12 protein-coding genes and 1 other RNA gene are annotated in these 15345 nt (G+C 37.7%); 8 read left to right on the forward strand and 5 right to left on the reverse strand.

Translation table 11 applies throughout. The annotated features are described in order from the left end of the window. Positions 1–188: 188 nt before the first annotated feature. On the forward strand, positions 189–3203 hold the full coding sequence (locus GQR45_RS08255; RefSeq protein WP_021032079.1) for an EAL domain-containing protein: 3015 nt from the start codon (positions 189–191) through the stop codon (positions 3201–3203). Positions 3204–3215: 12 nt separating this feature from the next. Here the strand turns inward: GQR45_RS08255 and GQR45_RS08260 are convergent, their stop codons facing one another. Beyond that, a complete protein-coding gene (locus GQR45_RS08260) occupies positions 3216–3545 on the reverse strand; it encodes a translation initiation factor (protein WP_007581414.1) in 330 nt (109 codons plus the stop codon). A gap of 135 nt (positions 3546–3680) precedes the next feature. On the opposite strand from GQR45_RS08260, the gene GQR45_RS08265 reads away from it, so the two are divergent. From GQR45_RS08265 to GQR45_RS08280, 4 genes are all read left to right on the forward strand, one after another. Further along, the gene (locus GQR45_RS08265) at positions 3681–3986 is read left to right on the forward strand and encodes an STAS domain-containing protein (RefSeq protein WP_002962948.1); all 306 of its coding nucleotides are present in this window, start codon (positions 3681–3683) and stop codon (positions 3984–3986) included. After that, a complete protein-coding gene (locus tag GQR45_RS08270) occupies positions 3986–5635 on the forward strand; it encodes a SpoIIE family protein phosphatase (protein ID WP_165725659.1) in 1650 nt (549 codons plus the stop codon). The genes GQR45_RS08265 and GQR45_RS08270 overlap by 1 nt, the downstream gene beginning before the upstream one ends. 56 nt (positions 5636–5691) lie before the next feature. Further along, complete coding sequence (locus GQR45_RS08275; RefSeq protein ID WP_024593588.1) at positions 5692–6351, forward strand: GAF domain-containing protein; 660 nt, start codon at positions 5692–5694, stop codon at positions 6349–6351. 80 nt (positions 6352–6431) lie between these two features. Beyond that, on the forward strand, positions 6432–7622 hold the full coding sequence (locus tag GQR45_RS08280) for an amino acid aminotransferase (protein ID WP_010554636.1): 1191 nt from the start codon (positions 6432–6434) through the stop codon (positions 7620–7622). An 84-nt stretch (positions 7623–7706) separates the two neighbouring features. Here the strand turns inward: GQR45_RS08280 and GQR45_RS08285 are convergent, their stop codons facing one another. Continuing rightward, positions 7707–8909, reverse strand: coding sequence for an aromatic amino acid transport family protein (locus GQR45_RS08285; RefSeq protein WP_165725660.1), 1203 nt, complete (start codon positions 8907–8909; stop codon positions 7707–7709). A gap of 215 nt (positions 8910–9124) precedes the next feature. Here GQR45_RS08285 and GQR45_RS08290 point away from each other — a divergent pair, with 215 nt between their 5' ends. Next, on the forward strand, positions 9125–10018 hold the full coding sequence (locus tag GQR45_RS08290) for a DMT family transporter (RefSeq protein ID WP_101216606.1): 894 nt from the start codon (positions 9125–9127) through the stop codon (positions 10016–10018). A gap of 5 nt (positions 10019–10023) precedes the next feature. Here the strand turns inward: GQR45_RS08290 and GQR45_RS08295 are convergent, their stop codons facing one another. Beyond that, entirely contained in the window at positions 10024–10902 is an 879-nt protein-coding gene (locus tag GQR45_RS08295) for an OmpA family protein (protein ID WP_165721335.1), read from the reverse strand. Positions 10903–11104: 202 nt separating this feature from the next. On the opposite strand from GQR45_RS08295, the gene rnt reads away from it, so the two are divergent. Beyond that, positions 11105–11797 (forward strand): ribonuclease T, encoded by a 693-nt coding sequence (gene rnt, locus GQR45_RS08300; RefSeq protein WP_010554640.1) that lies wholly within the window; start codon positions 11105–11107, stop codon positions 11795–11797. On the opposite strand, the gene GQR45_RS08305 is transcribed toward rnt, so the two are convergent. Beyond that, entirely contained in the window at positions 11781–13406 is a 1626-nt protein-coding gene (locus tag GQR45_RS08305; protein ID WP_165725661.1) for a FapA family protein, read from the reverse strand. The two genes, rnt and GQR45_RS08305, sit on opposite strands and share 17 nt — an antisense overlap. A 263-nt stretch (positions 13407–13669) precedes the next feature. Between GQR45_RS08305 and ssrA the strand changes: the two genes are divergently transcribed. Then, positions 13670–14026: a transfer-messenger RNA gene (ssrA, locus tag GQR45_RS08310) on the forward strand. Between the two features lie 104 nt (positions 14027–14130). On the opposite strand, the gene GQR45_RS08315 is transcribed toward ssrA, so the two are convergent. Further along, positions 14131–15243 carry a hypothetical protein gene (locus GQR45_RS08315; RefSeq protein ID WP_346774196.1) on the reverse strand — a complete coding sequence of 371 codons (1113 nt, stop codon included), beginning with the start codon at positions 15241–15243 and terminating at the stop codon, positions 14131–14133. Between the last annotated feature and the right edge of the window lie 102 nt (positions 15244–15345).

Here is a 15345-nt window from a genome sequence, read left to right on the forward strand (position 1 = left end):
CATGCAGTTAATGTATGGAGAGTTGCTACCAATGTCAATAAAGATCTAAATAAGCTTAGAGTACTATTTATTTCCCTATATTAGTTTTTATAGAAAGTTTACAAATAATTTATATATATGAATGCGGATCTGGTATATTTCGTTAACTGGTTCAAATAATAACAATTATTAATAATTAAGGTTGACCCGTGGTTTACAGACGCCCTCCATCGCGTTTTGGATTGAATTCTTTAAGTGTAAAACTATCGCTACTCATATCCGCTATTTGCTTAATAGCTGGGGTATGTGCGGCTGCCTTAATGCTTAAATCTGAAGAGAAGCAACTCGTTTTTGAAGAACACGAAGTTTTAAAAAGCTCGACAGACTTATTAGTGAAGCAATTTAATGAGCGCATTAAAACAAAAGTAAATATTGCTCAACAAGCTAATAACGTAGTAACACAACAACTTTTTCAACCCAATTCACCAATTAATTTAAGCAATAAATCACAGTTACAATTTAATAGTGACGGTACGATTCGCAGTGCCTCGGCTGATGGTTTATCAGCAGCATTTTTACCACAGCAAAATTACTCTCCTTTTTATAAACGCCTATTTAATGATTCTGAGATGCTGTGGCGTATAATTTCTCCTACACTGGTACACGACTTTTTTAACTTTTATCTAATAACAGATGATGATTTTATTCGTGTTTCTCCCCCTAATTGGGCATTAAACGCACCTGCCGACTTTAGAGCAACGAATGGCTCAACTTATAAATCGATTAAAAGCACGCTTGAAACAGTAAGAGAGCCTGCATGGTCAAAAGTCTATTACGATACAGTATGGCGCAAATGGGTTATTAGCTTACTAGTGCCAGTTTATGTCGATAATGAGTTTTTAGGTGTGACAGGGAGCGATATTTCCCTCAACAAACTTATTTCATTTTTACCTGTCGGTGATAAAGAAAAACACCTACTTGTGTTTGATAGTAAAGGGCAATTGTTAGCACACCCAGATTTAAATCCGACCTTACTAGCCGACTATGGTAGTGATAATAAAGCACTCGCTACTAACGAATTTGTAAACCCAGCGCTGCAGTCGATTATTGATGATGTAATTGCGGTGAAATTACCTGAATACGCAAATTCGTTTGAAAAAAATGACGAAGCTCATATTATCAATATTCGTAAGATTGATGACTTAGATTGGTACATAGGGGTATATAAAAAGCGTTCATCGACGTTATCTGCATTACAAGATTTAAAACTGAAGTTTTTTGGTCTCTTTATTTTATACGCAATATTAGTTGCCTTATTGCTGCATCAAGCGCTTTATCAACTAGTCCTTCGCCGTTTACATACTTTGGTTTATGCAGTTACAAGTTTTGGCAAAGGTCAATTAACTACAGAATTTCCACCAGAAAACAAAGATGAAATTGGTACGCTTAATGGCTCATTTAGAGACATGACGGTAGAAATTCGCAAACTTATCGATGGCTTAAACCAGAGAATTACAGAAAAAGAAATTGCTGAAAAAGCAGCTAACCGTTTATCTAAAGCGGTAGCATTCTCGGGCACTGGCGTTGTGATCACCGATGAGAATTTTGTAATTGAATACGTGAATCCAAAAATGCTCGAAATGACAGGCTACCCAGAAAGTCATTTTAATAGAGCACCATTACTTAATATTATTGCCTCAGAAATGTCTATTTTAGTTGAAGATATAGACATAGATCTACGCAGCCGTAATTACTGGCGCGGTGATACATTAATTCAAGGCTTGAATAAAGAGCCAATTTGGGTGTCTTTAAGTGTTTCGCCAATTCGTGAAGAGGGCGGTGAAATAACCAGCTATGTAGCATCTGCACAAGATATTTCGTTTGTAAAAGAAAGCCAGCGTAAAATGGAGCAGCTTGCTTACTTTGACACCCTTACGGGCCTTGCCAACAGAACGTTTTTTAGAATGCAATTGCGTAAATCAATGGCATTAGCAGAACGAGGGCACTATGCATTTGCATTGTTTTACTTTGATTTAGACGAATTTAAACGTATTAACGATACATTAGGTCACGATGCCGGCGATCAATTATTAATTGAAGTGGCAAACAGACTTAAAAAACGTTTACGAGCCGAGGACACCATAGCGCGCTTAGGTGGTGATGAATTTGCAGTATTACTCAGTGGTATAGAAAGCCAAGCTCACGCGACTGATGTTGCCAATACAATTCAAAAAACACTGAATGTGCCTATAAAACTAGGTAGTAATGAAGTTATTGTGAGCGCGAGTATTGGTATTACAATGGCTCCGTACGATAGCCTAGAAGAAGATCAGTTATTAAAACATGCTGACTTAGCAATGTATGAGGCAAAAGCAAAAGGGCGTAATACATTCCATTTTTATAGCCAAGAATTGAACGCAGCTGCTAATGAGCGTTTATTTATTGAAAATGAGCTACGTATAGGACTAAAAGAAAAACAGTTTGTAGTTTACTACCAACCTCAAGTTGATAGTCGTACTCATCAGGTCATTGGCTATGAAGCGTTATTAAGATGGTTCCACCCAACTGAAGGCGCAATCCCTCCAGATAAATTTATTCCTATTGCAGAAGCGACAGGCCTTATAGTTGAATTAGGCGAATGGGTGCTTCAAGAGTCTTGTGATTTTGCCGTAAGATTAACAAAGCAAGGCTTAGAAAATAATATATCGATAAACTTATCGGCTCGCCAGTTCAAAGACTCAAGCTTAGTCTCAACACTGAGTAAAATGATAATTAGGACGGGTGTTTCGGCTAAGCGCCTTCACTTAGAGCTGACTGAAAGTATGCTAATGGGAAATGTAGAAGCTGCAATTACACAACTCCACGAGCTTAAAGCCTTAGGTATATCTATTTCTATTGATGATTTTGGTACTGGCTATTCGTCACTCAGTTACTTAAAACGATTCCCGGTTGATATATTGAAAATTGACCGTTCATTTGTAAAAGATATCCCTGAGGATACAAATGATATGGAAATCACTGCCGCTATTATTGCCATGGCGCAAAAGTTAAAGCTAGACGTGGTCGCAGAAGGGGTTGAGACAATAGAGCAGATGCAGTTTTTACAAAATAATAATTGTTTCATTGTACAAGGCTATTATTTTAGTAAACCAATTGCTGAGCACGAACTACCAAAATTGTATGAAAGGTTAAATGAACTCTCAAATAGCGAAGTAAGTAGTTAATAAAATTGCGGGTTAACCACCCGCAATTTTAACTTTAAATTTTAACGCTTCTAAAATGGCTTTTAGTTTATCGCGGTCATCACCTTGCACTTCAATAATGCCTTCTTTTACTGCGCCGCCTTGGCCCATTTTGCTTTTTATAGTTTTAGCTAACTTTTTTAAATCATGATCTTTTGGATCAATGCCTACAACTAACATTACGCCTTTGCCTTTACGTCCTTTTGTTTGACGCTCAATGCGAATAAAACCATCTTTAAAAAGCTTAGCTTCTAACTCTTTTTCTGGTTTTGGCTGGTCAATACGCCCCGTACTTGTTGAATATACTAAGTGACTATCACTCATACCTTACCTTTATGGATAAAAATTAATTAAATATTGGCGTAAATGATAGCAAATTTGAAGTTGTGTGTTTTTCTTTTTGCTAAATACTTTTAACAGGTTATATTTAGTTCAAAGGAAATATTATTGGAGTTTAATATGAGTTTAACTAAGAATGAATCAGTCGATGGCACTACATTAACAATACAAATCAAAGGTAAATTTGACTTTAATTTAGTGCAATCTTTTCGCCAAGCTTATGCCCAAATGAGCGAAAAAACAGTAAAGGTTATTATCGATTTAAGAGAGACTGACTACATGGATAGCTCAGCACTTGGCATGTTACTTAACATGAAAAAAACCATTGATAGCCAAGTGAAAACTATTGAAATAAGCAATTGCCAACCACAGCTTAGAAAAATTCTACAAATTTCACGTTTTGATAAAAAGTTTGATATTAGCTAATGATACATGTGTTAATTGTGGATGATCAGGCGCTCAATCGCATTTTACTAAGTAAAATGCTTGAGCAAGAGGGTTATAAAATATCAGTGGCTTATAACGGGCTAGATGCACTTAATGTACTTAAAAGAGAGCAAATAGACGTTGTTTTACTTGATGTTTTAATGCCTGTAATGGATGGTTTTGAAGCTGCTGAAAAAATAAAGCAGCAGTATAGTGAAGTCTACTTACCGATTATTTTTATAACCTCCTTAGAAGATCAAGCAAGTTTTGAGCGCTGCCTCGAAGTGGGTGGCGATGACTTTATTCATAAACCATTTGAAAAAGTTATTCTGCATGCAAAAATTAAAGCACATATTCGCACCAGAGAGCTGAGTAAAAAAGCAAACCAACAAAAGAAACTACTTGAATATCATCATAATCAAATTGAACGTGAACACGAAATAATTGAGCATATTTTTAATAACTCATTAGAAAACCAAGGTAAGTTTAAAGAGTATTTAGATTTTAATTTATCACCTGCCTCTATGTTTAACGGCGATATGTTTTTAGTAGCGCAAAGCCCAATCGGTAATTTGTATTGCATGTTGGGCGATTTTACGGGGCACGGCCTAGCTGCGGCTATTGGTGCATTACCAACTTCTCGTGTGTTTTATACTATGGTACAAAAAGGCATGGCGGTTAACGATATTGCCAGCGAGCTAAATACACTACTGTACAACCTCCTACCTGGGCATATGTTTTGTGCTGCAACCATTATAGAGCTTAGTGCATCAGGTAAAAGTGTTTCTGCATGGATGGGCGGCCTTCCAGATGCGTACCTAATAGATAAAGACGGTAATGTAAAACAAACATTAGAATCGCAGCATATGGCGCTGGGGATTTTAGATGAACAAGAATTTGAATATGAAGTTATCCATTTTGAAACAAATAGTAATACACGCCTAGTATTAGCAACCGACGGTATTATAGAAACAGCAAACAAAGAGGATATATTTTTTGGGGAAGAGCGTTTTTTACAAACCTTAAAAAGTAAATCGATGATTAGTAGTGAAGACATAGTTGCTAATGTTACTAAGTTTGCAGATGGTACTAAGCAGCAAGACGATTTAAGCATTGTTTTACTAAACTGCCTGCCTTTAATTCCTGAGGAACAAGAGCGAGAAGCATTTTCTACTTTGGCTTTTAATTTGTCTTTGAGCTTAAACTCAGAGCAAATAAAAAAAACAGACCCCGTTTACGACGTCGTTAATATTTTAAGCAGTGTTGAGGGTCTAAATACTCATCGTTCTAATATATTTTTACTGTTGTCTGAGGCTTATAACAATGCGCTTGATCATGGTGTATTAGGACTTAACTCAGAAATTAAAAAACAAGAGGACGGCTTTTTTCGATATTACGAGTTGAGAGAGGCAGCCCTTGCTAAACTTACAGATGCCATGATTATTATTGATATGCGCTATTGCCCCGACACGCTCAGTTTATACTTTATTATTTGTGATTCAGGTCGAGGGTTTAGTAGTAAGCACGATGAGTTGGCAAAGGCTAATAACGAATTTGGCAGAGGGGTGTCTTTATTAGAAGAAATAGCCGAAAAAGTCACTTATAACGCCAGTGGTAACCAAGTTGAAATGTGCTACAAGTTGAGCTAGCTCTGTAAAAATATCCATGCTATTATTCTCGAAACTTTAGATGTATGGATGGCCAAATGATTTCTTCTTACTTAAAACAAGCACAACTTAGTGCTAATCCAGCTTTGATTTCAACAGAGCTTGAAAAGCTTGATCTACATTTAGCAAACACTGCTTTGCCTGATGTGTGTTGGGAGTATCAAATACCTGAGCTTGGCGAGGGCGGTGCATGTAGTTTATTTGGTTACTTACAAGATGAGCCATTCAAATTAACTGACTATATTAAAAATGATGAGCAAACACAGTTTAAGCTGGCTACTTTACAAAGTATTGTAAGCTACATTGAGCAGCAAACGGGCGTTGATTGGTATGGTATTTATCAATCAACTAATACCCCTGAAGGTAATCAACTATTAAAATTGGCTTATCATGGAGCGCCTAGTCGTCCGTTGTTTCCTTTAACGCAAGCATTTGCGGCTGGCAGTAACAACGTACAGGTTGCGCTATCTCACAAGGGCCGCATTATTAATAACGTTGAGGCGTATTTATCACAAGGTGGTGAATACTACACATGCGATCCTAAAGTTAAATCAGAAACCTGCCTACCTTTATTTAATGCACAAAATGAATGCGTTGGTATTGTAGATGCAGAAGCCTTTAAAAATGATTTTTTTGATGAAAAGACACTTGCCGTTTTAATTGCATGTTGTATTAAAATTCCTCACTTTCTAGTGTAAATAACGCTAGTCAATATGATGTGCTTTTATGTTAAGCTTAACTTAACAGCTAACCCCTAAATAACGATAAGAGATAGCCAATGTTCTCAGTATTAAAACCATTACCAACAGATCCTATTCTTGGCCTTATGGCGGCCTATAAACAAGATACAAACCCTAATAAAATTGATTTAGGTGTAGGTGTCTACAAAGATGAGCAAGGCAATACACCGGTTCTTAAAGCGGTTAAAAAAGCTGAAGCGTTTCGTCTTGAAAACGAAATGAGCAAATCTTACATTGGGTTAGCGGGTAATTTAGATTACTGCCAAAAAATGGAGCAGTTACTATTAGGTGAGCATCAAGTATTACTAGCTAACCGCGTACGTACTGCGCAAGCTCCTGGTGGTACGGGTGCACTTCGTGTTGCAGCTGAATTTATTAAGCGTTGTAATACAGACGCGACTGTTTGGGTAACTAACCCAACATGGGCTAACCATATTAGCTTGTTTGAAGCTGCAGGCTTAACAGTAAAAGAATACCCATATTACGATTACGAAAATAAAGATTTATTGTTTGATGAAATGATCAACACACTTAAACAAGTGCCTAAAGGTGATGTGGTTTTACTGCATGCATGTTGTCATAACCCAAGCGGTATGGATTTAAACGAAACACAGTGGAACACGGTTGCCGAACTGGCAAAAGAAGTTGGCTTTACACCACTTGTTGATATTGCATACCAAGGCTTTGGTGCTTCACTTGAAGAAGATGCACGTGGCTTACGTATTTTAGCCGATGCAGTAGAAGAGCTAATTATTTGTTCTTCATGTTCTAAAAACTTTGGCTTATACCGCGAGCGTATTGGTGCATGTTCACTAATTGCAAAAGACAGCGCAACAGCAGATATTTCAAACTCTGTAATGCTAAGCGTTGTACGTAGTATTTACTCAATGCCGCCAGCGCATGGTGCTGACATTGTTAATACTATTTTAAGCAGTACAGAGCTTACACAATTGTGGCATTCTGAGCTTGATGAAATGCGTAGTCGTATAAATGGCTTACGTAGCTTAATTAAAGAAAGCTTAGCAACTAAAGATATTGCTCAAGACTTCTCATTTATTGAACGCCAAAACGGTATGTTTTCTTTCTTAGGTATTAATAAAGAGCAAATTGCTCGCCTACAAAAAGAATACGGCATTTACATAGTTGGCTCTAGCCGCGTAAATGTTGCAGGTGTTAGTCATTCAAATATTGAATACTTTTCAAATGCTGTAGCTGACGTTTGTAAATAAACGCAGTTAATATAAAAAACCGCACATCATTACTAATGATGTGCGGTTTTTTATTATCTAAATTTAAACAATTAGCAGCAACCTTTAACCGATAGCAGGAATAAGCCCCGCCATTTGCATAAACTGCGCAGCAATAATAGTTATGCCACATATAGCTGCTATACCAAGCCCAACATTCCCACTTTTAACTTGGTAGCCTGTTTTATTTGATGTTGTACGCTGTTTATAAACCATTGCTACAGGCAAAAATATTGCCAGTACAACAAGTGCTATTGCTGCGTACCCTAAGGCCATAATAAAGCCTTGAGGATAAAACAATGCAAAGCCAAGTGGCGGAATAAACGTAATTAAAGCCGTTTTAATTCGGTCTGTTTTATTGTCACCCTTTTTAAATGCATCAGCAAAAAAATCAAATAACCCTAAACTCACCCCTAAAAATGATGTCGCAAGTGCTAAATCAGCAAATAACTTAACGGCCGTTGCCACACTTGGGTTATGCGCAATACTTGCCACGCTAGATACAAACCCATTAAGACCTTGGCTGTTGAGTAAATCAGCTTGGCTCATAATACCTTGGCTAAGTAGTTGCCAAAAAATATAAATGACTAAAGGTAGGGCGGCTCCAGCAATCATTACTTTGCGCAGTACTTTTATTTCAACACCAACATATTTAACAATAGAGGGGATAGATCCATGAAAGCCAAACGAAGTAAATATAACCGGTATAGCTGAAAGGATTAACCCTTGCTCCACAGGCATCTCTAATAAATGCTTACCTTGCACATAAGGGGTAAGCATGTAAAACAAACTAGCTAATACAATAATTTTTATTGTAAATAACACTCTGTTTAGTTTATCTACCTTGCTAGTGCCTAGCGTTACTACACTTGCAATAATAACAGCGAGGATTACAGAGCCAAACTGTGGGGCTATATTTACATTAAAGCCTATATTTATACGCGCTTGGAGTTGTGCACCACCACCTGCAATATAAGCAGCGCATAAAGCGTAAAATAAAAAAACCATCGAAAAATTCGCAATATATTGTCCGCGTTTTCCAAGCCATAATTTAGCCAATGTATTTAATGTAGCATCGCGTGGTGCATATTGGTGTAGCTCTAACATGAGTAGTGCGGTGTAGGTCATTAGTAACCAGCTAGCAATTATTAATGCAAGTGCAGTACTAAACCCAAGCCCGGCAGATGCAATTGGCAATGCCAACATACCCGCACCAATAGTGGTGCCTGCAACAATTAACATGCTTCCAGTTGTTTTATTTTTAAGCACTTAATTACCTTAATTATTATTAATATTGATGCACCATATAACTAGTTGCTCAAATCTCAAATAGTTTTGTAATAAAAGAGCGGTATTAAAATGTAACTTACAATTTACAACTGTATTTATTAAGGACTTTAGTGTTTAAAAAGTACTAAAACACAGTAGTGAGCGTATAATTTATTCTTTGTTTTATTCATTCATATAAAGCGTAGGGATGGCACGTGCCAGTTAAAGTATCGTATTTTTTAATGGTTCTTATATGGTCTACTACACCACTGGGTATAGTGTGGAGTAGTGAAACTGTATCGCCAACACTTGCTGTGTTAATGCGGATGCTGGTGGGACTATTGTTAGGTGGCTTAATTGTTGCTATTACAAATATTAGAGTGCCTTGGAGCAAAAATGCATGCTTACTTTATTTTTATTCGAGTATAGGTATTTTTGGCGGTATGTTGTTGAGCTATATGGCAGCTAAAACAGTCCCTTCTGGTATTATTTCGCTTATGTTTGGCCTTGCACCTATTTTGTCGGGGTTGCTTGCTCAGCAATTATTAAATGAACCTAAATTTAGCCCGATTAAATTAGTTGCGTTAGCGTGCGCCTTAATCGGCTTATATTTTGTTAGTTATAACCAAGTACAAAACTCGCAAACTCAAGGGCTCGGGTTGCTTTATGTGTTTATGGCTGTCTGCTTTTTTAGTTTAAGTGGTGTGATGATCAAGCGTGTACAGATTGCGATTCATCCTATGGCAACAACATTTGGTGCCTTAGTTTTTGTAACCCCACTCTTTTTTATTGCTTGGTGGTTATTAGATGGTGAGTTGCATATACAAAACTGGAGTGCAAAATCATTGTGGGCTATTGGTTATCTAGGAATATTTGGATCTTTAGTAGGGGCTTTGGCGTATTTTCATGTGCTGCAAAACCTAAATGCAAGCACGGTATCACTTACTACACTTATAACTCCTAGCTTTGCGTTAGGTTTGGGAGCTTGGCTAAATAATGAGTCATTAAGCCAAGAACTAATAATTGGTGCGGTTATTATTTTAATTAGTCTAGGTTTTTTCCAATTTGGTGATAAGTTTTTAAAGCGAAAGAAAGTAAACACAAATTAGCTTTACTACATTTTTTCTATTTGAATAATTAAACGACGGTTTTTGTCTCGGCTTAAAATGTTATCGTTATTATCAACAAAGCGTTTTTCGCCTAAGCCGGTTGTTTGTACTTTTGCTTCATCAACACCCAAGCTCACCATATAATCTTTTATAGTTTTGGCGCGCTTGCGCGATAAATCTAAGTTATTCCAGCGTCCGCCATAACTATCTGTGTATGAGTCAATACTAATGGACTCTATGCTTGCATCATTTTTTAAATACTCAGCAATCTTATCAAGACGTTGTTGCGAGGATTTAGTTAATTTACTGCTGTTAGATTGATAGTTCATTATAGTAAACGAAATATCTTCAAAGCTGTAAGGGAGTAGCTCATCACGGCATTGTAAAAAAGCCCAGTAAGCTTGTTTAAAGTTTACGCTCGATATACCAACGGCAATTTTATCGGCACTGTTTTGCCAGTCTTGATAATAAAAAGTAGGGTAGTAGCCTTTTTCAAGCTCGGTAAGCATTTCCCATGCGGTTTTATTGCCTAGCTCGCCATCAAACTTTTTAAGTAATTTCATATTTGCAATATCGCGAGCGGGCAACCCTGCACGCCATGTAGGTGGCACTGCTTTTAAACCTGCAATTGCGTAGTTATCTGGGCGTACAACCATATCTAAATTAAATGTTAAGTTTTTATTTTTACTTGCTGAAGCTTTAAATATAGCTTCACCGTAATAAGGAACCTCATGATTTAACTGGCATTGTAAGCGCGTTGTTTTAACGACTTCCCAGTTGGAGTTGTCTTGGGTTGCTGTGTATTGGCGCATAGCAGCTTGCGAGTGAGCACTGCAAAGCACCGCACTTATACTAAGGCTAATAAATAACAACTTATACTTCATGGTGCTCTCCAGCTATCCGGGAATGCCAATAATTTGGCAAATTAACGACTGCAATGATTAGTTTGTTCTCTGTATAACTAACTTATAAGTTAAAGCAAGTTATGTGCCTACAATTTTAAAGCAATAAATACTTAAATCCCCTAGCCTAGGGGGCATCAATTTTGACATAATAGTCAGCTTACACGTATAAACAAAGAAGACTATGGCAAATACTGAGCAAACACCTTTCGCAAAACGCTTTCGTGGATTTTTTCCTGTTGTTATTGATGTTGAAACTGCAGGTTTTAACAAAGAAACAGATGCCTTGTTAGAAATAGCAGCCTCTGTTTTAAAAATGGATGACGAAGGACTGCTCAGCATAGATCATACTGTTCATTTTCATGTTCAGCCATTCGAAGGCGCTAATATAGAACAAGCAGCCATCGACTTTAACGGTATAGACCCGTTTTCACCATTACGTGGCGCAGTACCTGAAGATGAAGTAATTAAAGAAATATGTAAAGTAGTACGCAAAGCGCAAAAGGCTGCTGGGTGCCAACGCTCAGTTATTGTGGCGCATAATGCCGCATTCGATCATGGCTTTTTAAATGCAGCAATAGAGCGTAATAACATTAAGCGTACGCCATTTCACCCGTTCGTAAGCTTTGATACAACATCTTTAGCAGGTTTAGCGTTAGGGCAAACTGTATTAGCAAAAGCATGTAGAGCGGCTGGTATAGAGTTTGATAACAGCCAAGCGCACTCAGCACTTTACGACACAGAACGTACAGCTGAGCTTTATTGTTTAATAGTAAACCGCTGGCAGCAATTAGGTGGTTGGCCATTAGCGCCACTAGATGACGCTGATGCTGAAGTTGAAACTGAAAATGACGAAGAAACTAAAACGTCTGAGTAATTTTACCCTCAGTTAGCTTAACTAGGTGGGGCGGATAAATACGCGAAAATTGTTTAGAATCTTTCGCTATTTTAAGCTCCACACCAGGGTGCATTAATTCATTTACTTTTAAACGGCTACTGGCAAGTAATTGCACTATTTTTTGCTTAATAAGTAGTTTTTGACGATGAATATGCGCAGAGCGTATTTTTATATGCTTTTCATTTTCAGTTATTTTATTCATGAATTGCTGGCGCTGAGCAGCCCCCGCAATTTTACTCGCTTTTTCGCGAGCCTGTTGTAAAGCGGTTACTTTAGTCGCAAGTACTTTTTCAAAATCGGTGATTTGTATTTGCTTTTGGCGAAGCTCAAACCAGAGCTGCGCTAAAAATACGCGTGTTTTAGTACCGGCTGGCGCGCCTAGTTCACCCGTTTCAATGCGCATAGCATCTAAAATATTACCGCCAATAATTTTACCTCGCGGGTCATTTGCTTTACCTACACGTATTAATCGCCTAGCACTTAAATCACAATGCAGAGCTTGGCGTTCAATAAATAAATCTTGTTCGGATTTAATGTTGCAGTACTGGGCATAACCAATCGAAATAGTTCGCTGAGCGGTTATACAGCACGTAAATGCTTCCTCGCCTTCACGTTTTCGGCCAATTGCGCCAAGCATTATGGTTACCGCACTTTTACTTTCAACAGTTCCTGATTCTACAAAACCAAGTACCGTAATATCACCGTTGGCTTTTACACGCATGCCGTCTTTAATATCACCAGTAATAATTACGCTACCATCAAAATCAACATGGCCAGTACTTACATCTACGTTATCAAAGCATAAAACGTCATCTACACGCATACCACGGGGTAGGGCAACGGGCACACCTTTGCAGTCGGCAATAAGCATATTAGGATTATTAGGATCTACTTTTGTACCTTCGAAAGGCTGGAGTTGGTGATCTTTACCTGGTTTTGCACTAATTGAATCGCCAAATACCGTATAGCCTTCTTCTCCAGGTGTAGCTGCAATACGCTGCATTAAGGGAGTGCCAGGTTTTACGGTGATAATAGCGCCAAGGTTTTTCATATCAACCTTACCGCCTTCTTTAGCTTGTGGGCTAAGTACTCGGTCTTGAGCTGTTGAGCATAAACGTACAAATTTGGCATCGCTGCCTTCTTTTGGATTGCGCCCATGTGCAATTATGGCACTGTAAGAGCTTCCTGCTGGTTGCTCAAACTGCTGGCCTAAAAAGGTATCAAGCGCACGAGGGCTTATTCCTTTTTTAACACCTGCATCAGCAAGTGCTTTTTGCGCGCCTTCCATAGACAAAAGTGCGCCACCTTTAGCGGTAGTTAATGTTGCTTCTGCGACCATGTTTTTTTCATCAATATTAATGATAAGCGACGCATCTACAGCTTTAGCAACGACAAGCGATACTTCCTGATAGTTTTTAGTTGGCGCAAAAAGCTTTCCAATATTGGCAATGACAGCTTCGTACTCACTAAACTCAGATTGCTCTAGCATTTGCGTTAACTGAGTACTTGTAACAGGAAAACCACTATCAATAGGGTGACTTTCTAAAGAGACAAACCCTGTACTTTTATCAAATGAAAAAACCGACATTTATTAATTCCCTACTCTATGCCTGTTATTATTTTTATTTTTTACAACTAAAGGTTTAGAAATAGCAAAAACCTTAACTCCTCATTTGAACACAGGTTAAACACATTGTTAAGTAAATGTTTATATAGGCTTGCATGAACTAAATTTTGGTTACTTAACACGCGATTGGCACATACAATTAAAATAAAGCGTTACTAGGCCTTGAGTATCAGTACTTTACTCAGTTATACTGTTTGCACGCTCTGAATTGAGTTACTAATTCAGGGGCTGATTAGGATTCGACGGAATTCAAGAAGCCCAAGGTGCATGTCGAGGTGCGGTTTGCCTCGTTAAACAGCCGCAACCTAAAGTAATCGCAAACGACGATAACTACTCTCTAGCAGCTTAGGCTGGCTAGCGCTCCTTCCATGTATTCTTGTGGACTGGATTTTGGAGTGTCACCCTAACACCTGATCGCGACGGAAACCCTGGCCGGGGTTGAAGCGCTAAAACTAAGCGGCCTCGCCTTTATTTACCGTGTTTGTCCGGGACTTAAAGGTTAATTAAATGACAATACTAAACATGTAGTACCGACGGTCGAGGCTTTTCGGACGGGGGTTCAAATCCCCCCAGCTCCACCAATAAAGGTTTTTGAACTCGTTATTCGAAAACCATAAGAAACCCGCAAATTTGTTAATCCAAATTTGCGGGTTTTTTTATGGAATTTATAAAGTAAAAGTAAAGTTTAAAAATGTCTTATAGCGCGTAGCTTCATTTTTATTGCAATCACAAGCAGGCTAAATAATGACAGCATACTTATTAACAACGTTAGATTAAGTATAGGGTTACTTGGCTCGTAGGTAGCGACAGGAGAGTTGTTTGTAGTTTGCGAGTTTTGATGTTGCCTAATATAGCTTTGGCTGATCCAATCTACCGCGTTTATCCATTGTACTTTGGCGGGATCAGTGTTGTTTAGCATCCCTATTGCGTGCTTATCGTTATCTAAGCTTTTTGAAAGTTGTATCAGTTGCTGCCAAAATTCATTTTTAGGGCCTAGGTCGTCTATTTCTTGTAGGTGCAGTTGTAATTTATCACCCCCCATCGTTTTTATATCAGCTTGTCCTGTACTTTGCGCGTAGCTATTTATTAGTGATGAAAGGCGACTAAAGTGCTCATTACTTTTTTGCTGTGTAGGGTTAGTTGTTCGCTCGTTTGTTACTTTTTGTGTTGGTTGATTTAGGCTATTTTGATCAATCAAATATTGTTTATAGTTTTGGTAACTTAAGTTGTTTGTAGTTGTGTTATTTGTAGTTTCATTATTTAGAGTGCCAAAGTTGTTTTTAAGTGCATTAACACTGAGCACTACGCCTATTATGGTAATAATACAAAGTGCGCAATAGCAAAAGTACAATGCGCTTTTTAAAGTGTTACGCAGTAGTTTATATTTATTATAACTTTGCTTAATAGCTGCAGCTGTATTAGGGGCTTCGTCTGTATCTAGGCGTTCGTTTTGTATTGAAATACTTTTGCCGTTAGTACTTTCACTAATGTGTTTATCTGTATTTTTACTGTGCTCAGTGAGTGCTATTTGATTATTTTGAGATTGAGATTGAGAAGTTACAGAAATGAGCTGAGGTTCTACTTTAGTAATCAAACCTAGCTTTTTAAGTGAGGATTCTGTTTTAACAGCATCAATACTCGATAAGTCTTTTTTTAAAGCGTAAGCTTTTCCATCAAATAACTGAATAACAATATTATGAGGAATATTAAGAAGTTGGCTGAGTTGTTCTTGGGCAGAGGTAAGGTCAGTATTTTGATATAACTGACCATTAAAAACAATTTTAAATGTAGCGCTCACGTTAGTACCTTGCTTGTGTAATTCCATTTTTGGAATTTTATTTTTATTATTTGATACACAAAGCTAACTTAACAGATAAAGGGTATGCTTTCTAATGATTTG

It is taken from the genome of Pseudoalteromonas sp. SA25, from assembly GCF_011378705.1.
In the GTDB taxonomy this organism is placed as follows: domain Bacteria; phylum Pseudomonadota; class Gammaproteobacteria; order Enterobacterales; family Alteromonadaceae; genus Pseudoalteromonas; species Pseudoalteromonas arctica.

Coding starts and splice junctions, on each gene's coding strand:
- GQR45_RS08260 (WP_007581414.1), bottom strand. CDS start 3,545: ATGAGTGATAGTCACTTAGTATATTCAACAAGTACGGGGCGTATTGAC.
- GQR45_RS08265 (WP_002962948.1), top strand. CDS start 3,681: ATGAGTTTAACTAAGAATGAATCAGTCGATGGCACTACATTAACAATA.
- GQR45_RS08270 (WP_165725659.1), top strand. CDS start 3,986: ATGATACATGTGTTAATTGTGGATGATCAGGCGCTCAATCGCATTTTA.
- GQR45_RS08275 (WP_024593588.1), top strand. CDS start 5,692: ATGATTTCTTCTTACTTAAAACAAGCACAACTTAGTGCTAATCCAGCT.
- GQR45_RS08280 (WP_010554636.1), top strand. CDS start 6,432: ATGTTCTCAGTATTAAAACCATTACCAACAGATCCTATTCTTGGCCTT.
- GQR45_RS08295 (WP_165721335.1), bottom strand. CDS start 10,902: ATGAAGTATAAGTTGTTATTTATTAGCCTTAGTATAAGTGCGGTGCTT.
- rnt (WP_010554640.1), top strand. CDS start 11,105: ATGGCAAATACTGAGCAAACACCTTTCGCAAAACGCTTTCGTGGATTT.
- GQR45_RS08305 (WP_165725661.1), bottom strand. CDS start 13,406: ATGTCGGTTTTTTCATTTGATAAAAGTACAGGGTTTGTCTCTTTAGAA.